This is a genomic window from Coleofasciculus sp. G1-WW12-02 (genome assembly GCF_040219735.1).
Taxonomy (GTDB): domain Bacteria; phylum Cyanobacteriota; class Cyanobacteriia; order Cyanobacteriales; family Coleofasciculaceae; genus Coleofasciculus.
This window is the reverse complement of sequence record NZ_JAVJRX010000185.1, coordinates 1-20,661: the sequence shown is the minus strand read 5'-3', so window position 1 is coordinate 20,661 and position 20,661 is coordinate 1. Positions and strand designations below refer to the sequence as shown.

At 45.6% G+C, this 20,661-nt stretch carries 19 protein-coding genes; 16 read left to right on the top strand and 3 right to left on the bottom strand.

Annotated elements, in window-relative coordinates:
• Position 1 precedes the first annotated feature (1 nt).
• The 3 genes from RID09_RS29190 (at position 2) to bchH (ending at position 4,860) form a co-directional block, all read left to right on the top strand.
• Complete coding sequence (locus RID09_RS29190; protein WP_446339421.1) at positions 2 to 124, top strand: transposase; 123 nt, start codon at positions 2 to 4, stop codon at positions 122 to 124.
• A 341-nt stretch (positions 125 to 465) separates the two neighbouring features.
• A complete protein-coding gene (locus RID09_RS29185; RefSeq protein ID WP_446339418.1) occupies positions 466 to 996 on the top strand; it encodes a phytanoyl-CoA dioxygenase family protein in 531 nt (176 codons plus the stop codon).
• A 72-nt stretch (positions 997 to 1,068) separates the two neighbouring features.
• Positions 1,069 to 4,860: a magnesium chelatase subunit H gene (gene bchH, locus RID09_RS29180; protein ID WP_446339417.1), complete on the top strand. Its 3,792-nt coding sequence runs from the start codon at positions 1,069 to 1,071 to the stop codon at positions 4,858 to 4,860.
• Between the two features lie 277 nt (positions 4,861 to 5,137).
• Here bchH and RID09_RS29175 read toward each other — a convergent pair whose 3' ends face one another.
• Positions 5,138 to 5,926: a Uma2 family endonuclease gene (locus RID09_RS29175; protein ID WP_446339416.1), complete on the bottom strand. Its 789-nt coding sequence runs from the start codon at positions 5,924 to 5,926 to the stop codon at positions 5,138 to 5,140.
• Between the two features lie 83 nt (positions 5,927 to 6,009).
• Here RID09_RS29175 and RID09_RS29170 point away from each other — a divergent pair, with 83 nt between their 5' ends.
• The 3 genes from RID09_RS29170 (at position 6,010) to ruvA (ending at position 8,057) form a co-directional block, all read left to right on the top strand.
• Positions 6,010 to 6,330, top strand: coding sequence for a HepT-like ribonuclease domain-containing protein (locus tag RID09_RS29170; RefSeq protein WP_446339415.1), 321 nt, complete (start codon positions 6,010 to 6,012; stop codon positions 6,328 to 6,330).
• Between the two features lie 228 nt (positions 6,331 to 6,558).
• Positions 6,559 to 7,311: a sucrose-phosphate phosphatase gene (locus tag RID09_RS29165; RefSeq protein WP_446339414.1), complete on the top strand. Its 753-nt coding sequence runs from the start codon at positions 6,559 to 6,561 to the stop codon at positions 7,309 to 7,311.
• A 113-nt stretch (positions 7,312 to 7,424) separates the two neighbouring features.
• Positions 7,425 to 8,057 carry a Holliday junction branch migration protein RuvA gene (ruvA, locus tag RID09_RS29160; protein WP_446339413.1) on the top strand — a complete coding sequence of 211 codons (633 nt, stop codon included), beginning with the start codon at positions 7,425 to 7,427 and terminating at the stop codon, positions 8,055 to 8,057.
• Between the two features lie 81 nt (positions 8,058 to 8,138).
• Here the strand turns inward: ruvA and RID09_RS29155 are convergent, their stop codons facing one another.
• On the bottom strand, positions 8,139 to 9,059 hold the full coding sequence (locus tag RID09_RS29155; RefSeq protein ID WP_446339412.1) for a LysR family transcriptional regulator: 921 nt from the start codon (positions 9,057 to 9,059) through the stop codon (positions 8,139 to 8,141).
• Between the two features lie 281 nt (positions 9,060 to 9,340).
• Between RID09_RS29155 and RID09_RS29150 the strand changes: the two genes are divergently transcribed.
• Positions 9,341 to 9,694: a carboxymuconolactone decarboxylase family protein gene (locus tag RID09_RS29150; protein WP_446339420.1), complete on the top strand. Its 354-nt coding sequence runs from the start codon at positions 9,341 to 9,343 to the stop codon at positions 9,692 to 9,694.
• Between the two features lie 111 nt (positions 9,695 to 9,805).
• Here RID09_RS29150 and cysE read toward each other — a convergent pair whose 3' ends face one another.
• A complete protein-coding gene (gene cysE / locus RID09_RS29145; RefSeq protein ID WP_446339411.1) occupies positions 9,806 to 10,609 on the bottom strand; it encodes a serine O-acetyltransferase in 804 nt (267 codons plus the stop codon).
• 816 nt (positions 10,610 to 11,425) lie between these two features.
• Here cysE and RID09_RS29140 point away from each other — a divergent pair.
• The 9 genes from RID09_RS29140 (at position 11,426) to RID09_RS29100 (ending at position 20,444) form a co-directional block, all read left to right on the top strand.
• Positions 11,426 to 11,896, top strand: a complete 471-nt coding sequence (locus tag RID09_RS29140) for a NifB/NifX family molybdenum-iron cluster-binding protein (protein ID WP_446339410.1) — start codon at positions 11,426 to 11,428, stop codon at positions 11,894 to 11,896.
• A 152-nt stretch (positions 11,897 to 12,048) separates the two neighbouring features.
• The gene (gene nifS / locus RID09_RS29135; RefSeq protein WP_446339409.1) at positions 12,049 to 13,275 is read left to right on the top strand and encodes a cysteine desulfurase NifS; all 1,227 of its coding nucleotides are present in this window, start codon (positions 12,049 to 12,051) and stop codon (positions 13,273 to 13,275) included.
• A gap of 160 nt (positions 13,276 to 13,435) precedes the next feature.
• On the top strand, positions 13,436 to 14,398 hold the full coding sequence (gene nifU / locus RID09_RS29130) for a Fe-S cluster assembly protein NifU (protein WP_446339408.1): 963 nt from the start codon (positions 13,436 to 13,438) through the stop codon (positions 14,396 to 14,398).
• Between the two features lie 525 nt (positions 14,399 to 14,923).
• Positions 14,924 to 15,748 (top strand): nitrogenase iron protein, encoded by an 825-nt coding sequence (nifH, locus tag RID09_RS29125; RefSeq protein ID WP_446339407.1) that lies wholly within the window; start codon positions 14,924 to 14,926, stop codon positions 15,746 to 15,748.
• Between the two features lie 92 nt (positions 15,749 to 15,840).
• On the top strand, positions 15,841 to 16,200 hold the full coding sequence (locus tag RID09_RS29120; RefSeq protein WP_446339406.1) for a P-II family nitrogen regulator: 360 nt from the start codon (positions 15,841 to 15,843) through the stop codon (positions 16,198 to 16,200).
• Positions 16,201 to 16,316: 116 nt separating this feature from the next.
• Positions 16,317 to 16,712, top strand: a complete 396-nt coding sequence (locus RID09_RS29115) for a P-II family nitrogen regulator (RefSeq protein WP_446339405.1) — start codon at positions 16,317 to 16,319, stop codon at positions 16,710 to 16,712.
• 126 nt (positions 16,713 to 16,838) lie between these two features.
• Positions 16,839 to 18,458: a nitrogenase molybdenum-iron protein alpha chain gene (nifD, locus tag RID09_RS29110; RefSeq protein ID WP_446339419.1), complete on the top strand. Its 1,620-nt coding sequence runs from the start codon at positions 16,839 to 16,841 to the stop codon at positions 18,456 to 18,458.
• 167 nt (positions 18,459 to 18,625) lie between these two features.
• A complete protein-coding gene (gene nifK / locus RID09_RS29105; protein ID WP_446339404.1) occupies positions 18,626 to 20,002 on the top strand; it encodes a nitrogenase molybdenum-iron protein subunit beta in 1,377 nt (458 codons plus the stop codon).
• 136 nt (positions 20,003 to 20,138) lie between these two features.
• The gene (locus RID09_RS29100; protein WP_446339403.1) at positions 20,139 to 20,444 is read left to right on the top strand and encodes a (2Fe-2S) ferredoxin domain-containing protein; all 306 of its coding nucleotides are present in this window, start codon (positions 20,139 to 20,141) and stop codon (positions 20,442 to 20,444) included.
• Positions 20,445 to 20,661: the final 217 nt, after the last annotated feature.

Below are 20,661 nucleotides of genomic sequence, written 5' to 3'. Positions count from 1 at the left end.
CATCGTCGAAGGAATTAACAATAGATTAAAGGTAATAAAACGTTGTGGTTTTGGATTTACCAATTTTTATAACTTTGAAAAAAGAGCTTTATTGTTTTGGCATTTAGTTGATAGTTTAGCATAATAAGTACCGAAGAACCCAAACAGAACGAAATCGAACTTCCTGATCTGGCAAAAAATACTGAACTAGCTCAACAGTTATGGGAACAGAGTTGCTTGTGGACAGGGTATAACCGATACAATCCGACAACAACCCCAGAACATGATAATGCTGCTGGAATTTTGAGACCCTATTCTCTTGCCTTAAGTCCCACTAAAGTTGCTTCTATTACCCAGAGTGTTTTTGAAACTGTGTTGCCTAAAGCACCGAAACATTTTTTTTATCATCTTATACGCTTTTTATTTACAGGCAAATTTGGAGCTATTTTTTTACTTTTAAACCAAGTCCGAAAGAAAGAATTTTACATGGAAAGACATCTTGATTCGGATGCTGTTTGGTCTATCTGTCAGGATAAAAAATTACAACAGAAGTTAAAAGAGTATTTGGGTGAAGATTTGGTGTTGTGGCGTTCTGAAATTTGGGTTAATTATCCCTCTCAACAACTGATTCCTTTTTGGCATCAAGACTCCTATCCTAATTTGCTTCAAGGGGAAGGCAAAACTATCAATGTCTACATTGCGCTAACAGAAGTTAATGAATGGAATGGGTTTGAGTACATTCCTAATTCTCAACTCACTCCGGATGTCTCTGTGAAAATGAAAGACCCTTTTAGTGGCAATTGCTTGTTTGATTTGACAGAAGACTTAGAACAGCAAGCCGTTCCTGTGGTTTTGCGTCCTGGAGAATTTGTTTTATTTACCAATCAACTCATGCATCGTTCGGTTCGCAATACCAGTGGTCAAGTTCGGCTAGCGCTTACCCTGCGGCTTACTGAACCCTGTGTTCATATCGTGCCAAACTATACTCCTATTTACCATAAGCCTGTCTTGTTATGAGTCCTTTAACATGAAACTACCCAGATGCAACACTAAGATTGAAGTATACAGAAACTTTTCGGGCTGGGGACTATGAAACGCATCGTCTTAATTGCTGGGTTTGAATCATTCAACGCCGACTTGTACCGCCAAGCGGCTGATTGGGCGACAAAGCGCTGTCCAGACTTAGATATTCGCGTATTTAGTGACCAATCCTTGACCACAGAACCGGATATCGTCGCCGCCGCCCTCCAAGATGCTGATGTCTTCTTCGCGAGTCTGCTTTTTGATTATGACCAAGTTATCTGGCTGCGGGAGAGAACTCAACATATCCCCATCCGCCTTGTCTTTGAATCCGCCCTAGAATTAATGAGTTTGACTCAGCTAGGGGCGTTTAAAATTGGTGATAACCCCAAAGGAATGCCCAAGCCGATTAAGTTTATTCTGGATAAATTTAGCAATGGACGAGAAGAAGATAAACTCGCGGGTTATATTAGCTTTTTGAAGACGGGTCCCAAGCTGCTGAAATATATTCCGGCGAAAAAAGTTCAAGATTTACGCAACTGGTTGATTATCTATGGGTATTGGAATGCTGGCGGTTCCGAAAACGTCGCTTCAATGTTTTGGATACTCGCGGAAAAATACTTAGGATTACAAGTTGGAGACATTCCACCGCCCGTGGAAACCCCCAACATGGGATTATTGCATCCCGACTATGACGGGTACTTGACCTCGCCACGGCAGTATCTGGAGTGGTATCAGCAAAAACACAATAATGCTTCCTCCCTATCCATGTCTAACACCCCCCTTAATAAGGGGTGCTGGGGGGAAACTCTTCCCGTTGTCGGTATTCTCCTTTATCGCAAGCATGTTGTCTCTAAACAACCGTATATTCCGCAATTAATTCGCCATTTCGAGAACGCTGGATTAATCCCCGTTCCTATCTTTATTAATGGTGTGGAAGGACATGTGGCTGTGCGAGACTGGATGACATCAGTGGATGAAACTACCCGACGAAAATTGGGTAAAATTGACACACCCTCTTTATCCAAAGAAGCTGTAGAAGTTGACGCCATTGTTTCTACAATTGGCTTTCCATTAGTCGGAGGACCCGCCGGTTCTATGGAAGCGGGGCGTCAAGTTGAGGTAGCAAAACGCATCCTCACGGCGAAAAATGTTCCCTATATTGTCGCCGCACCTTTACTGATTCAGGATATTCACTCTTGGACGCGACAAGGAATTGGCGGCTTGCAATCGGTGGTATTATATGCATTACCCGAATTAGATGGGGCAATTGACACGGTTCCCTTGGGGGGATTGGTGGGAGAGGATATTTATCTGATTCCCGAACGAGTCAAACGCCTGACTGGGCGTCTGAAGCGTTGGATTGAACTGAGAAAGACACCCGCCTCAGAACGGAAAATTACCATCATTCTCTATGGTTTCCCGCCCGGATATGGGGCGACAGGAACAGCAGCTTTACTCAATGTACCGCGATCGCTCCTGAAAGTCCTCCACGCTCTCAAGCAGCAAGGCTATACTGTTGGCGAGTTACCTGACGATGGCGAAGAACTTATCCGTCGGGTTAAAGAAGCCGATGAAGCGATTAGCCATGATGATTTAACGCCAAACTCCGTCAACGTTAAAACCCTAGAAAAATGGCTCGGCTACCTCTTCACCACTCGCATCGAAAAGCAGTGGAAATCCCTCACCGGAACCGGAATTAAAACTTACGGGGATGACTTCCAAGTTGGCGGAATTCAATTAGGAAATATTTGGATAGGCGTACAACCCCCGTTAGGTATTTCAGGTGACCCGATGCGGTTAATGTTTGAACGGGATATGACCCCTCATCCTCAATATGCCGCCTTCTATAAATGGCTACAACATGAGTTTAAAACTCATGCTATAGTTCACTTTGGTATGCATGGCACTGTGGAATGGTTACCCGGTTCTCCTTTAGGCAATACGGGGTATTCCTGGTCAGATATTTTGCTGGGAGATATTCCCAATCTCTATATTTATGCTGCCAATAATCCCTCGGAATCCATTTTGGCAAAACGGCGCGGATATGGCGTACTGATATCCCATAATGTACCCCCTTATGGTCGGGCGGGATTGTATAAAGAATTAGTCGCACTGCGAGATTTAATTGCTGAGTATCGGGAAGACCCGGAAAAGAATTATGCCCTGAAACCTGACATTTGTCAGAAAATTGTGGACAGTGGCTTAGACGCCGATTGTCCCTTTGAGGAGGCAAAAAAATTAGGCATTCCTTTCACACCGGATAATGTGCGCTTGTTCAGTGCTGATGCATTTAATCATTATCTGGTTAAGTTGTATGAATACTTACAAGTAGTAGAACAACGCCTATTTTCATCCGGATTACATACCTTGGGAGAACCCCCGAACTCAGAAGCGTTGGCTAGCTACTTAAATGCTTATTTTGGCGATAATGGCGCAGCGGATTTAATTAAAGAGGTAATAGATAAAATAGGAAATGCTCAAACCAGTCAATCATCGGCGACATCTCTGGTTAAGGATAAAAATGGCACTTCAGAATCCATTGCCACTGAAATAGAAACAATTGCCCATTTATTACGGCAAAACACCGATGAACTGACGAACCTGTTACGGGGATTAAATGGAGAATACATTCCCCCAGCACCGGGTGGCGACTTATTACGAGATGGTGTAGGCGTATTACCTACAGGACGAAATATTCATGCCTTAGACCCCTATCGGATGCCCTCACCAGGGGCATATCAGCGAGGACGAGAAATTGCCCAAAAAATTATTACCCAACACGTTCAAGAACAGGGAGACTATCCGGAAACTGTGGCGGTTATGTTATGGGGATTGGATGCGATTAAAACCAAAGGTGAATCCTTGGGAATCCTACTCGAATTAGTGGGTGCAGAACCGATTAAAGAAGGAACGGGACGAATTGTCCGCTATGAGTTAAAACCCTTAGCAGACGTGGAACATCCCCGGATTGATGTATTGGCAAATCTATCTGGAATTTTCCGGGATAGTTTTGTGAATATTATTGAATTACTGGATGATTTATTTAAACGGGCGGCGGAGGCTGAGGAACCGGAAGACCAGAATTTTATCCGTAAACATGCTTTAGCATTACAAGCGCAAGGAATCACGAATAATTCTGCCCGATTATTTTCTAATCCCGCTGGTGATTTTGGTTCCTTAGTCAATGACCAAGTAACAGATGGGAATTGGGAATCGGGAGAGGAATTAGGCAAAACCTGGGAAAGTCGCAATTCGTTTAGTTATGGGCGTCAAGATAAAGGACAAGCGCGTCCGGAAGTTCTAAATCAGCTATTAAAAACAACCAGCCAGGTGGTTCAGGAAATTGACTCGGTGGAATACGGTTTAACCGATATTCAGGAATATTATGCCAATACTGGGGGATTGAAAAAAGCGGCTGAGAAAAAACGGGGGAAGAAAGTGAGTGCCAGTTTTGTGGAAAGCTTTTCTAAAGATACAACCCCGCGCAAATTAGATGACTTACTGCGGTTAGAATATCGCACTAAGTTACTGAACCCCAAATGGGCAGAAGCAATGGCTAGTCAGGGTTCAGGTGGTGCTTATGAAATCTCCCAACGGATGACAGCGTTAATTGGTTGGGGTGGAACCGCAGATTTTACAGATGATTGGGTGTATGAGCAAGCAGCAGATACTTATGCCTTAGATACAGAGATGGCAGAGAGGTTAAGACAAGCAAATCCAGAAGCATTTCGGAATATTGTAGCCCGGATGTTGGAGGCAAATGGACGAGGATTCTGGCAACCGAGTGATGAGAAGTTACAGAAGTTGCAGGAGTTGTATGAGTTGAGTGATGAGGAATTAGAGGGGGTGACGGTTTAATGGTGTCCACCTACTTTAAAGTACAATATTTACGGACAATTCAACATTTATTGAATGCCAGCAAATTTGCCTCAAGGATTCATAAAACTAACAAATAGTCAATTAAACAAGATGGATTAACATTGTATGGGCGCACCGACGTGCGCCCTTTATTGGGGCTGGCTGCATCAGTCTAAAAACCTGAGTCGGGGCGGGTTTAGTTCCATCTGGGTGCAACCGAAAAGATAGTGGTGAAACCCGCCCCTACACAATTCACACTCAACTAATTTAGCAACGCCTATTTAATCCTTGCCACAACACGCACAGTGTCAACAGGTAACGATAATGCTTCAGCAATTTGTTCCACACTCAAACCCATTGCTAACAGCTTCGGGATAGCCTCTCGTTGCGCCTGTTCTGCTTGTTCGGCGCGTTGTCGCTCTTGTTCGGCTCGTTGACGCTCTTGTTCGGCGCGTTGTCGCTCTAATTCTCTATACTCAATACTTTCTAAATAAGTAACAAATCGCTCACCATCGGGTCGGTATAACTGTAATTCTCCTTCGACAACTTCAAATCGAATTCCCAGACGGGGACTTACCCAGCCTAACATCTGGGGAATGGGTTGTAAGAGTTCGACTTCCCTGTCCCGTCGCCACCCTTTGAGGATACCTTTGTCCGGATTGAAGAGATAATATTCCTCTACGCCATAGCGTTCATAAAATCGCCGCTTGGCTCCTTCTAATTCTTGCCGAGTATTGCTTTTAGAGACAATCTCGAAGACAACTTGGGGAGGAATATTTTCTTCTTCCCATTGCTTATAGGAACGCCTATCTCCCTTGGGGCGTCCCATAACCACCATCACATCCGGAGCTTGTCTAATCCAAGGTTCCCCTTCCACCGGATACCAGAACAAATCTCCAGCAACAAAGACGTTAGGATTGTCAATAAACAACGCATCAATGCCACCTTGAATCGTGACAATGAGGCGAAATTGGATAGTATTGTCTGCCAAGGGTTGACCGTCACTTTCGGGATAGATGATGGGAACCGAGGTGGAGAGGGACATAGAAACAGTAGGTACGCGCATCTGTTGTCACTTTAGCATAGCTGGTCATTTCCTCAAATAACTTTTTGCCCTCTCTCTGTCTTAGAGCATTTTATCTTTGGGATATGTTACAGGCAGCACGTCGCCTTCAAGACTTTACGGCTGGTTTATCTTATGAAGCTTATCTAGAGAGTATTTTGCTTCAGAGTGCCGTTGAGCGACAGTTAGAAATTCTAGGCGAAGCGGCGAGACGAATGTCAGATGATTTCCGTCAAGCACATCCGGAAATCCCCTGGAGTGATATTATCGGACAACGGAATGTTATTGCCCATCAGTATGAGGAGATTAGGCAAGAACGAATTTGGTCTGTAGTGACTTCAGATATTCCCACGCTGATTGCTCAATTAGAACCTTTGATCCCACCCTTGCCACCGGAAATAGAATAGTCGTTAGAGTTGAATTTTTACGGATTTTCTAGGCGCAAGCATTGCGCCCCTACCTGATGTTACGATTTCCTTAATCAATCGTTTCTCAAGTAAAGAATTGATGTTTATAATACGGATAAGCTGGTGCGAGTTAACGACTTTTAAGATTATTTATCCAAAAACCCTTGGCTAATACCGCGCTTTTGCGAAATAATGCAGGTGCAAACTCTCATCATTAGCGAGATTGTGATGACTGCATTTTTATTCATAACTGACTTAGATAACACCCTAATCGGCGATGACGCTGCCCTCAAGGAACTTAATCAGCACTTAGATCAGCATCGCCAGGAACACGGAACTAAAATCGTGTATAGTACGGGGCGATCGCCTGCCCTCTACCGGAAACTGACGAGGGAAAAGTCCCTACTGTCACCGGATGCCCTGATTACCTCAGTTGGCACCGAAATTTGCTTCGATCCTCAGGAAGAAATCGTTGATCAAGAATGGGCGGATATGCTGTCACAGGGGTGGAATCGGGACGCAGTTGTGGCTATAGCTGCCCACTATTCTGACTTAGTTCCTCAACCTGACACCGAACAGCGCCCGTTTAAAGCCAGTTATGTGCTAAGTGAAGAAATTTCCTCAGAACTTTTGCCCCGTCTTGAATCCTCCTTAAAAGAAAAAGGGTTAGATGTCAAGCTAATCTATAGTGGAGGTCAAGACTTAGACATTCTGCCTCAAAAGGGGGATAAAGGTTTAGCCTTACAATTCCTGCGGCAAAAATGGGACATGGACTCCACAAAAACAGTCGTCTGTGGTGATTCGGGCAATGATATCGCTCTATTTAGTGCTGGGGAAGAACGGGGTATTATTGTGGGAAATGCTAGACCAGAACTGCGTCAATGGTATGAGGAGAACAAAAAAGATTACCATTATTTCGCTCAGGCACATTATGCAGATGGTATATTAGAAGGTCTGCATCATTTGGGATTTCTGGCTTAGGAATTGGGGATAGGAGAAGAGGGAACAGGGAAGATCACCAACAGTGTAGAGACGCGCTTTTGAAGCGTCTCTACTGATGTAACGGTCAGTCTAAATTTGGATACTTATAATTAATGATTAGTTATCTCAAAGGAACAGTCGCGACGATTCAGAAAGGGAATGGGAATCGAGTTACTCTGATTTTAGAGGTTAACCAAATTGGGTATGAGGTGCAAATTACTCGACAGCTATCCCAAGAGGTTCAGATCGGATCTGAACAAGTGGTACAAGTCTTTACTCACCTGCAAATCCGGGAAGACCAACAAATCCTCTATGGCTTCGCATCCGCCGCAGAACGGGATTTATTTCGCCAGTTGGTGAGTGTGAGTGGGATTGGCGCACAATTAGCGATCGCGCTTATCGATACCCTGGGACTGCAAAATCTGGTTCAAGCCATTGTCACTGGGAATACTCGCGCCTTAGCCAAAACTCCTGGAGTGGGTAGCAAAACGGCTGAACGCATCGCCTTGGAACTGAAAACCAAGTTATCCGAATGGCGAAAATTGGCGGGTGTGGAAACGCCGACGAGTGCAACGGGACCCTCCCCCTCAATTTTAGAAGATGTGGAAATGACCCTATTAGCCCTAGGGTATGAAACCGCAGAAATTACGCAGGCGCTGAATGCGATCAGTCAGGATGCGCTGCTGGCGAAAAATCCCAACGCCGAGGAATGGATTCGACGCGCGATCGCATGGTTGAGTCAGTAATCGTGGGAGCGATCGCCAAAAACTGTCACACACCCCAGCCGGAAATCTCAGGTACGTATCTGCCTTGCCTGCCTATAAGGATTATGCCAGAGGGATGCTCAAGCTTGTCACATCATGGGAAAAACTCTTGGCTAAAAATTCCACAAAACATTGAACTTTGGGCAGCAGATAACGTTGAGCAGGAAACACCGCATAAATTCCCACATCATTATCCTCCTCATACTCCTTGAGCAGATGCACTAGCTGACCCGATGTCAGTTCCCGTTGAGATAAATATTGTATGACCCGACCGATACCTCCTCCTGCTAAAATCGCCTCGTAAAGGGCTTGACCACTATTAACTTCAAAGTTTCCCCGCACTCGAATCTCTCGTTGTCCAGAGGCGTCGCGAAATCGCCACTGGTTCAGGGTCGTTTTTTGGGCATTTAAACTGAGGCAATTGTGATCGGTTAGCTCGTCAGGTGTTTTGGGTATACCGTACCGATCAAGATACTTGGGCGCAGCGCAAATAATGCGACGAGAGCTGATTAATTTTTTAGTCATCAGTGACGCATCAGCAAGTTCGCCAATACGAATGGCAACATCAACTCCATCTGTCACCAAATCGACAACATCATCGGTCAGGATTAATTTGAGAGAAATCTGTGGATATTGTTCGAGAAACAGTGGAATTTTTGTGAGTAAAAAGCGATAGGCAAAATAGGTAGAACAACTCACATACAAAGTACCCTGCGGTTGCTGACTATGTTGTCGAGCTTCTCGCTCGGCTTCCTCAATGTCTGCCAAAATGCTGAGGCAACGGTTGAAATAGCGCTCTCCTACTTCAGTTAAGCTTAAGCGGCGAGTCGTGCGATTCAATAATTGCACCCCCAGTCGTTGTTCCAGATGGCTAATTCGGCGGCTCACAGCCGAGGGATTCAGTTGCAGTTCCTCAGCAGCTTTGGCAAAACTGCCGCTTTTGACGACTTGCACAAACACGTCTAAATCTTGTTGGCGGCTCATGGATTATTGCTTTTTTTGCACGAGAGTCGTGATTAAAAACGCTATTGTTATTATTTTAATCATGAATATAGAATGAGGTCATTACTTAATCAATTAAATCTGCGGTTTAGGAGGTCCAAATGAAACTCCAGAGAGTTTTGGCGATTTTGATCAGCACAGCTTTAATCACCAGCGTCTGGATTGGTGGCGGCTTCAACTCCAGTCTGAGTGTCTTTCCTGAAAGCGCATTGGCTCAGGAAGACGCGATCGCAACCCCAAACCGATTTCAAACAGGCTTATCACTGATCGAGCAAGTCAATCAAGCCGGATATGAACGCTCTCGCGATAGTCTCAGAGATATTTCACCCGACTTGATGCGATTTGCCATCGAATTTGGTTATGGCGATGTTTTATCACGCCCAGGACTCGATATAAAATTGAGGCAAATTGCTACGGTTGCCGCTCTCACTGTACTAGGTGATGCCCAACCCCAGCTAAAATTTCACATTCAAGGTGCATTAAATGTTGGCTGTACTCGTCAGGAAATCATCGAACTGATTACCCAAATGTCAGTTTATGCGGGATTTCCCAAGGCGATCAATGCCATGGTTGTTGCTAGGGAAGTCTTTCAAGAATTAGATGCACAAAGTAACTAATGTCAGTCGATCACAAAGTTGGGGAATATACATTTAACTCCAAAAATATATGCAATAATACAGAAAAAGAATTTTGCCATTATTGACATTACGGATTAAATGCCGAATAGCTTATTTGACATCCTCACCACGCCCTAGGGGTTTGGTAACCAAACCCCTACTCAATGATTCCAGTTGCTGTTCAAGTTCGGTGATGCGATCGCGTAAAACCTGAAGCGCGGCGGCTTGTGTATCCGGTAGTTGCCCATGTTCTAACGGATCAATGCGTTTGCCAGACTGACGCACAATTCGCCCCGGTACTCCCACCACCGTACAATCGGTGGGGACATCTCGCAACACCACTGAACCCGCCCCAATGCGAACATTATCGCCAATATGGATATTCCCCAATACCTTTGCACCTGCACTCACCACCACATTCTTCCCTAATGTGGGATGGCGTTTGCCACTTTCTTTACCTGTTCCCCCAAGGGTTGCGCCTTGGTAAATCAAACAGTAATCACCAACAATCGCGGTTTCGCCAATTACCACGCCCATGCCATGATCAATAAACACACCCTTACCCATCATCGCCCCTGGATGAATTTCGATTCCGGTGAAGAATCGCGCCAGTTGAGACATGAAGCGGGGAAGGAATGGTACTCGCTGACGATGCAGCCAATGGGCAAGGCGATGGCTGATCAGCGCCTGTAAGCCGGGATAGCAAACCAATACCTCTAACCGATTACGGGCAGCTGGATCTCGTTCAAAGATAATCTGAAAGTCGGTTAAGAGGGTTCGCCAGCCTTGCTTGATTACCTGAAACGGTGTTCTGACTCTAGAGAGTGGGTGGGATACGGGAGATGATGACGTCGATTTAACCGGGGTGGCAAGCTGCGATCGCGTCATTGGGCAATTTGTGGTGGACTGTAGCATTGCGTTCCCCCCTGGAAAGGAGCTTATCTATTCTTTTTTTGCTTATACCAGATGCATGATGGCTAAGTTGAAAATCAGCCACGGGTTAGATTTATCCTCTAATTAATCATGTACTCAAGGCTCTAGGTTCTGATTTTATCGGCGTTTCAAAGTCCTGTAGGGATAAGGGTACTCGTATTTTTTGTCCAGGATACGAATATTTTTGGGTCGAGGTTCTAGTATTTGTGGACTCAAAATATTACCATTAGTGATGATAGGTGATGAGGAAACAGGAAAATTCTAAAAAAAATCCATAGAAATGCAGACTTATCCAAAAAATGCTAATTTAGATACAGAAGTTCGATTTAAGGTCAAACTGGAGATTAATCCGATAAGGGTTTTGAGTACAGCTTTGTACTCAAAGGAATAACCGAAGAAAATTGGCTCAATCCGTCACTGCAATTGGCTTTGAGCTTGAGTACAAAAATCCTCGCACCCCACTCATTAAATACTTGCACCCCATCCCCAAAAAACTAGAACCCCTACCCCCAAAGAAATTTGAAATGCCCCTATCTTAAGACTTTAGGGTAATGAGTTCATACTTAATTAATCTAATAACTCTTAATCCGAATCGAACAAAGCATCATTTTTAGACAGAACTGCTATAAAAACCAATGTCGCCGGAATTAAGGAAAGTATGAAGGATGACCGCTAAACTCCTTTATACTTAACTGTTTAAGTATTGGCGTTGGGTTTAAAGGGTGCATTTATTTGCTAATTCCTTAGACAACCACCTGAAGAAAGGCGATTGGCGGACACCGGAGGAGGAAGGAATTCATGAAAATCAACAATCTGAAGATGAAATCAGAATACGACCTTAAACGACATCAGGAACTACAAACTGGCAAGGAGCAGTTTAAAGAATTCCTGCAAGCCACTCGAACGAGCCATACCTCCTCTATCGCCAATCGGACTAAAATCCGCGTCGCTGTTGCCAGTAAAGGGGGTGGCTTGGTTAATCAACACTTCGGTCATGCCAAAGAATTCGAGATTTACGAAGTCGATTGCGAACAAGCGCGTTGTATTGATCGTCGTCCGGTGACTCCCTATTGCCAAGGCGGTTATGGCGAAGCCGAGGTACTCGACAACATCATTCAAACGCTTTGTGATTGCCAAGCCGTCCTGGTTTCCAAGATTGGTAACTGTCCCAAAGAACAATTGCAGGCAAAGGGAATTGAATGTGTTGAGGCGTATGACGTGATTGAAAACGTGGTGTTGGACTTCTATGAGCAATATCAAATGGTGTAGGGGTGGGTTTTATCGATAATGTTTGACAAAAACTTTGTCGGGGCGGGTTTACTCATATCTGGGTGCAACCCTGAATGATAGTAGTCAAACCCTCCCCTACATTAAATCCGCCATTATCAATCAAGCGAGACTGATGTTTTATAGGTAACCCTATGAGTGTAATTTATTTAGATAACAATGCCACCACCCGTGTAGACGAGGCTGTGCTGGAGGAGATGCTGCCTTATCTGAGTGAATATTATGGAAATCCCTCCAGCATGCACACCTTTGGTGGACAATTATCCCGCAATTTAGAGCAAGCACGAGAAAAAGTTGCGGCATTATTGGGCGCTCAACCGACAGAAATTATCTTTACCAGTTGCGGTACTGAAGGGGACAATGCTGCGATTCGCGCTGCTTTGATCACCCAACCGGAAAAGAAGCACATTGTTACCACGGCGGTGGAACATCCAGCCGTTTTCAGTCTTTGCAAACGACTGGAAAAAGAAGGCTATCGGGTGACTTACCTACCCGTTAATGGCAAAGGGTTGATTGATCTCAAGGAACTTAAAGCCTCTCTCACCGACGACACGGCGCTGGTTTCGGTGATGTGCGCCAATAATGAAACGGGGACGATTTTCCCGATTGAACGGATTGGGCAAATTGTTAAAGAACGGGGCATTTTGTTCCACGTTGATGCGGTGCAGGCGGTGGGTAAAGTTCCCTTGAATATGAGCGAGAGTACTGTTGATTTTTTGGTTCTCTCGGGTCATAAACTTCATGCGCCTAAAGGCATTGGCGTACTTTATGTTCGCAAAGGTGTGCGCTTCCGTCCTCTGTTAATTGGCGGTCATCAAGAACGGGGACGCCGAGGGGGTACGCCCAATGTTCCAGGAATTATTGGGCTGGGGAAAGCGGCGGAATTGGCAATCCAGCACGTCAGCGAAGAAGTTACCCAGGTGAAGGAATTACGCGATCGCTTGGAACAAGGATTACTGAGTCGGATTTCCGATTGTCAGCTTAATGGTCATCCGTCGATGCGGCTACCGAATACGACGAATATTGGTTTTAAGTACATTGAAGGGGAAGCGATTTTACTTTCCCTGGATCGCTTCGGTATCTGCGCCTCGTCGGGTTCGGCTTGCACCTCTGGCTCATTAGAACCGTCTCATGTACTGCGGGCGATGGGACTACCTTATACCCTTCTCCATGGTTCGATTCGCTTTAGTTTGTCCCGATATACCACCTCGGCGGAAATTGATCGGGTGTTGGAAGTAATGCCACCAATTGTAGAACGTTTGCGAAGTATTTCCCCCTTCAAGAATGAAGCGGACGAAGAACAGGGTTGGCTTCAGACAGCCAGGGAACAAAAGGGTAGAGGCGTTATGACGGTGCTGTAGAGACGTAGCATGCTACGTCTCTACATCAGGGGAATTGTAGGGGCGGGTTTCACTACTATCTTTTCGGTTACACCTAGATGTAATTAAACCCGCCCCGACTTGACGTAATGACGAATGACGAATGACGAATGACGAATGACAAATGACGGGAGAATAAGCCATGTGGGACTACACTGACAAGGTAATGGATTTGTTTCATAATCCGCATAATATGGGCGCGATCGCGACTCAAGATTGTGGTACGACAGAAACGATCGCGGTTGGTGAGATTGGTAGTATTGTTTGTGGCGATGCGTTGCGCTTGTATCTGAGGATTGATACTACAACCGATACCATCCTAGAAGCCCGTTTTCAAACCTTTGGCTGTGCGAGTGCGATCGCGTCTTCCTCGGCGCTGACTGATCTGATTAAGGGGATGACGGTTGATGAGGCTCTGCAACTGACGAATCGCCAGATTGCTAGCTATTTGGGTGGCTTACCTCAGGAGAAGATGCACTGTTCGGTGATGGGTCAAGAAGCCCTGGAAGCGGCGATTTCTAATTATAAAGGGGTTCCGGTTAGACCGGAGGAAGAGGACGAAAGTCCCCTGGTTTGTAGTTGCTTCGGCGTCAGTTCCGCCAAGATTAAGCGACTGATTCGGGAAAATCACCTCACCACCGCCGAAGAAGTTACCAACTATATTAAAGCCGGTGGGGGATGTGGGTCTTGTTTGGCAGATATCGATGATCTGGTGATCGATGTTACTCAAGAACAGGAGAAATTAAATACAGCGGTATCCTTGTCATCTCCGATTCCTCAACCCTCCGTTGTCGCTGCTACTCAATCCACTCCATCTACTTCCCCTAGAAATGCGGGCGAGGGAGGATCTCAAACCCCTAGCACACTCACGAACTTGCAAAAAATTACCTTGATTCAGCAGGTACTTGAGGCGGAAGTGCGTCCAACATTAGCCTATGACGGCGGCGATGTGGAGTTGTATGACGTAGAGGGCGATCGCGTCAAGGTAATTCTCAAAGGATCGTGCGATGGCTGTCCCAGTGTGATGATTACACTGAAGATGGCGATCGAAAAGCGGCTTCAGGAACGAGTGTCTCCTACTCTTATTGTTGAAGCCGTTGTTTAATGTGTAATTTTTGACTTCAGTTTCTGATTGAACAGGTTTTAACTTAACTCCGTGATAACCCTTGGTAAATCGCCAAGGGTTTTTTTTGACCTATAACAGGTCAAATTGACTCTAAAAATAATTAACATTTACCTTAATAAGCCTGAATTTAAAACAGTGTTAATAGTCACTATTTAATAATAAATAAAGATTTCAATCAATTGTCTTTAAGCAATTAATTTATCGTTCACATAGAAAAATCTAGGGTTTGTTACAAACAGAAAAATACCGAATAAAAACTAAACTAATAAACTTCGGTTTTTGTAGCAAAGCACACTTTTATAGCTTGAGTTGACTTCTATTATTAAATCATCAGGAAAACAAAAAAGGCTACCTCGATAAAAGTTCAATGTCTTCCTGATTAACTTGAAGCTTTCGGATACTTACATAGAAAAAATGTTCCCGAATTAACTTCAATTAAACGTTAATTTTGTCAGTCGAAATAAATTCGACACCTCAAATAATTGATCCTAATGGAGGTCTGAAATGAGGAAGATTGCTATTTACGGTAAAGGTGGAATCGGTAAATCCACAACCACACAAAATACAGTGGCTGGACTTGTCGAACTTGGTCGCAAAATTATGATCGTTGGTTGTGACCCCAAAGCAGACTCTACTCGCTTGTTGCTCGGTGGTTTGCACCAAAAGAGTGTGTTAGATACCTTGCGCGAAGAAGGCGACGACGTCGATCTCGACGAAATTCGCAAAGAAGGATATGGCAAAACCCTCTGCGTAGAATCCGGTGGTCCAGAACCGGGCGTAGGCTGTGCGGGTCGAGGCATTATCACCTCAATTAGTATGCTCGAACAACTCGGCGCTTATGACGAAAGTGAAGGTCTTGACTATGCCTTCTACGACGTACTAGGCGACGTAGTTTGCGGCGGTTTCGCTATGCCAATTCGGGAAGGTAAAGCCCAAGAAATTTACATCGTTACCTCTGGCGAAATGATGGCAATGTATGCCGCCAATAACATCTGCCGAGGCATTCAAAAATACGCTGAATCTGGCGGTGTTCGTTTAGGCGGTTTGATTTGCAACAGCCGTAAGGTTGATCTCGAAGCTGAACTCATCGAAGCATTGGCTGAATCCCTCGGCACTCAGATGATTTATTTCTTGCCCCGCGACAATATGGTTCAACGGGCAGAACTTAACCGCAAGACGGTGATTGAATATGACCCCGATTGTGAGCAAGCCGATCATTATCGCAGCTTAGCTAAAGCGATTGATGAAAATACCAATCATGTCGTTCCCACACCCATGAAGAATGACGAGTTGGAAAAACTACTTGTTAAGTTCGGCTTGTACGGTTAAAGATGCAGTGTGTGTTGTAGGTGGAAGGTTAGAAAACATTCCATACCTTCCACCCCTGAAATACAATCGCAATTGTTTGGAGGTAACATCCCATGACGATCATGGTTAGAGCGATTATTCGACCGGAAAAGAGTGACGAAGTAATGCAAGCACTCTTAGACGTCGGTTATCCAGCCGTTACTAAAGTTGATGTCTTTGGTCGAGGCAAACAACGGGGTCTAAAGATTGGCAACGTGCTTTACAATGAACTGCCTAAAGTCCTTTTGATGGTGGTGGTTCCCGATGCCGAAAAAGAGTTTGTAATTCGGGCAATTCTAGGCAGCGCTCGCACGGGAGCAGAAGGAGCAGCAGGAGACGGCAAGATATTTGTCAGTCCTGTGGAAGAAGTCTACACCATCAGCTCCGGAAAAAACGATTCGAGTAAGAAAGAACCTGCGCTGGCTACGCGCTAAAGATGAGACCCATTTTGTATCCGTTGTTCTTGTAGAAATCGCTAATAACGGTTTCTACAAGAGAACTCCCCGGTTTATGTTAGGAGGCACGAGACTAAATCTCGGTGTTGAAGGTTATGAAAGAAGTTCTTGCTGTCATCAGGATGAACAAAATTAACCAGACGAAAGAAGCATTAAGTGAAGCTGGTTTTCCTTCAGTGACAGCGGTAAAAGTGGTCGGTCGAGGCAGGCAGCCTGTGGACTTTCAGTTAGTAAAAGCGATTAACGAAAATCCCCAAGATAGCAGTGATTTGCTGCCCCTCCTCGCTAAAGGACACCGTTTAATTCCCAAACGGATGCTCAGTCTGGTTGTTCCCGATGACAACGTTCAGCAAGTGGTTGACGCCCTGATTGAAGCGAATCAAACCGGTAACCCAGGAGATGGAAAAATCTTTGTTTTGCCCGTTGACGATAGTGTCCGAGTTAGAACCCAAGAAACAGGTTTAGTCGCAATTGATGAAATGACGGGCTAAGGTTTCCCAGCCATGTAGAGACGTGCCATGGCACGTCTGGGAACTCCCGATGTAGGGGCTGGTTTTATCAATAACTTGATTGAATCCGCCCTTCCAGGAAAGCAATTAAGACAGGAGAAAACGATTATGACTCCCCATGATTCAGATACCTTGAAATTAGAAAAGGCTACGTATACAGTAGACCCGAAAGACGTTACCAAAGAGATGGTGGCGCCCTACCCAGCCAAAGTTGCCAGAAAACGGGCAAAGCATATCGTTATGCGGGACCCGTCCATCGAAGGACAGGAAATTCAGGCTAATGTGCGGACGGTTCCTGGCATTCTCAACACCAGACACTGTGCCTTTGCCGGATGTAAAGGGGTGGTTGTTGGTCCCTTTGGTGATGTGCTTCACATTGTTCACGGACCCGTGGGCTGTTCTTACTACACCTGGATGACACGGCGTAATCAGTATCGGACTCGTGAAGATGGCAAGAATTACATGAGCTACTGCGTCACCACTGATATGCAGGACTCTGATATTGTCTTCGGCGGTGTCAAAAAGCTGCGTCAGGCAGTTCAGGAAGGCTATGACATCTTCAAGCCCAATGCAATTACCATCACAGCCACCTGTCCAGTCGGGTTAATTGGTGACGATATCCAAACCGTTGCCAAAGAGATGACAGAAAAGCTGGGCATTTCGGTTGTCGCATTTAACTGCGAAGGATATAAAGGCGTTTCCCAGTCTGCGGGTCACCACATCGCTAACAATGGCTTCTTTAAAAATTGGGTTGGTGAAGGCGAAGCAGAAGACGAAGAAATTGAAGGCTTCACCGTCAACCTTTTGGGTGAGTACAACATCGGCGGCGATTCCTATGAAATTGAGCGGGTGCTTGAGAAGTGTGAGATTAAAGTCATTGCCACATTTAGTGGTGACGGCACTTACGATGCAGCAACAAAAGCCCATTTAGCTAAGTTTAACTTGGTCATGTGTCACCGCTCAATTAACTACATGGCGGAGATGATGGAGACCAAGTTTGGGGTTCCTTGGACGAAGGTCAGCTTCATCGGCGTTCAAGCTTTTGCCAAGTCCTTGCGTAAGGTTGCCCGATTCTTTAATGATGAGGCACTCACCCAGCGCATTGAAGAGGTGATTACCGAAGAGGTGGCTGCCGCAGAAGCGGAAATTGCACCGATTCGGGAACGGTTGCAAGGCAAGAGTGCGATTCTGTTTGTAGGCGGTTCTCGCGCTCACCACTACCAAGATTTGTTTGCTGACTTGGGCATCAAAACCATTGCCGCCGGCTATGAGTTCGCCCACCGGGATGACTACGAAGGTCGTCAAGTCCTACCGTTGAAAGTAGACGCCGACTCCCGCAACATCGAAGAGTTGCGTGTCGAAAAAGACCCCGAACGCTACAAACTAACTGCTGACCCGGCATGGGTGGAGCAGCTTAAAGAAGAAGGGTTCCTCAATCGGTACGAGGGGATGATTTCGGAAATGGGTGAAGACACATTGATGATTGATGACATCTCCCATCATGAGCTAGAAACTCTAATCAAGCGCCTCAAGCCCGATATCGTCGGTTCCGGGATTAAGGACAAGTATGTAATTGAGAAGTTTGGCGTTCCTTGTAAGCAACTTCACAACTACGACTACGGCGGTCCGTTTGCCGGATTCCAAGGTGCAGTTAATTTCGCCAAAGATATCGATATGCGGATTAACAACCCCACTTGGAAGCTAGTTAAAGCTCCCTGGCAGAGCTAGCCATGTTCCAGACGCGCTTTTAGCGTCTGAGAGCAAGAAAGTTATCAGTGAATTCTTGCGAGCAGGGCGGGTTTAGTCACAGCTGGGTTGAACAAGCAACGTTAATAGTGAAACCCGCCCCTACATATTCAACACTTACTCAATCCCCACAAAGGAGAACCAGAATCATGTTAGAAGCAACCCCTAAAGAAATCGTTGAACGCAAGGCGCTACGAATCAATCCTGCCAAGACTTGTCAGCCCATTGGTGCAATGTACGCCGCATTAGGGATTCACGGCTGCTTGCCGAACTCCCACGGTTCCCAAGGCTGCTGTTCATTCCACAAATCTCACCTGACACGCCACTACAGAGAACCCATTATGGCAGCAACTAGCGCCTTTACCGAGGGTTCGTCTGTGTTCGGCGGTGGTGCGAACCTCAAGCAAGCCCTGACCACTATTTTTACCGTGTACAATCCGGATATGGTGGCGGTTAGTACCACTTGCTTATCTGAAACCATTGGCGATGATATTCCCACCTTTATCCGCCAAGCCCGTGAATCTGGAGCAGTTCCAGAAGGAAAATACGTCATTCACGCCAATACTCCCAGCTACGTCGGTTCTCATATCACGGGCTGGTCAAATATGACCAAGGCGATGGTGACCTATTTATCTGCGAAAACCGATACGCCGAATAACAAGCTCAACATTATTCCTGGCTATGTCGAACCCTCTGATGTGCGGGCGGTTAAGCAGTTGCTGACCCAAATGGGTATTGAAGCGATTGTCTTCCCCGATACCTCGGATGTGGTGGATACGCCGAAAACTGGCGATTTTCAGATGTACCCGAAAGGAGGTACGCAAATTCCCGATTTAATCGACACGGGGAATAGCACCGCCACCTTAGCCCTGGGTAATTTTACCTCTGAAGCCGCCGCCACCGCACTGCAAAACAAGTGCCAAGTTCCGTCTCGTGTCCTGGACTTACCCATCGGTCTTCGCGCTACTGACCGCTTTGTCCAAGCGTTGATTGAATTCAGTGATATTACGCCACCTGAGTCGCTCAATGATGACCGGGGACGTTTGGTGGATGTGATGACGGATATGCAGCAGTACCTGTATCGTAAGCGGGTTGCCGTATATGGTGACCCTGACCAAGTTCTTTCAGCGACTGAGTTTCTCGTAGACTGCGGTATGTTACCGGTTTACGTGATTACCGGTAGCCCTGTCGGTAAGCGCTTTGAAGAACGGGTCAAAGATATCCTCAAGGATACGGTGCCTGATGCTGTTGTCGCTGCCAATGCAGACTTATTCTACCTGCATCAACTGATTAAAAATGAGCCCGTCGATTTGCTTTTGGGTAATGAATACGGCAAGTATATCGGTCGTGATGAAGATATTCCGATCGTGCGCTTCGGTTTCCCCATTCTAGATCGGGTCGGTCACAGTTATTTCCCCACAGCCTGCTACTGGGGCGGTATCTACCTGCTTTCTAATATTTGCAACACCTTACTCGAACGCCTAGACCGGGATGCTCCCGATGAGCTGTTTGAATTGGTTCGCTAGAGGTAGGGGCGGGTTTAACTCTTATCTTATGTTGTCACCCTGATGAGACTAAACCCGCCTAAACCCAAGGTTTGAGTTATTCCTTAAAAACTCAAAAATCATCCTTAATTTTTCATCCTTTTTAAGGGGGTTTATCATGCAGAAACCTGAACACCATATCTTCGTTTGTTCCAGCTTTAGAGCTAATGGCGACGCTAAAGGAGTTTGTCAGAAAAAGGATTCTACTACTTTAATCCAGTATCTCGAATCAGAAATCACCGATCGCGGTTTAGACGCTCTTGTTTCTCCAACTGGATGCATGAATCTGTGCAACAACGGACCCGTGATGATGGTTTACCCAGACAATTACTGGTACGGTAATGTTGATGAAGAAGCCATTGACGAAATCCTCGACGCCTTAGAAGACGGCAAACCCGCAGAGGATTATCTCTTTGTTAGTTAAATCTTAGCATCACTCCCATTAAACAGCCTTGGATTAAAACCCAAGGAACCAAAAGCACAAGTCGTCTAAAGACGACTCACTCAGAATTCTAGAACATTTCAAAGAAAGGATTAGTCAAGGGCGACACGAGTCAATTGAATGGATACAATTGTTACTTGATGCCAACAGTCGCCCCTCCACAAAGACCCAAGGTGACATGTTCCCCAGAATTCCAGTC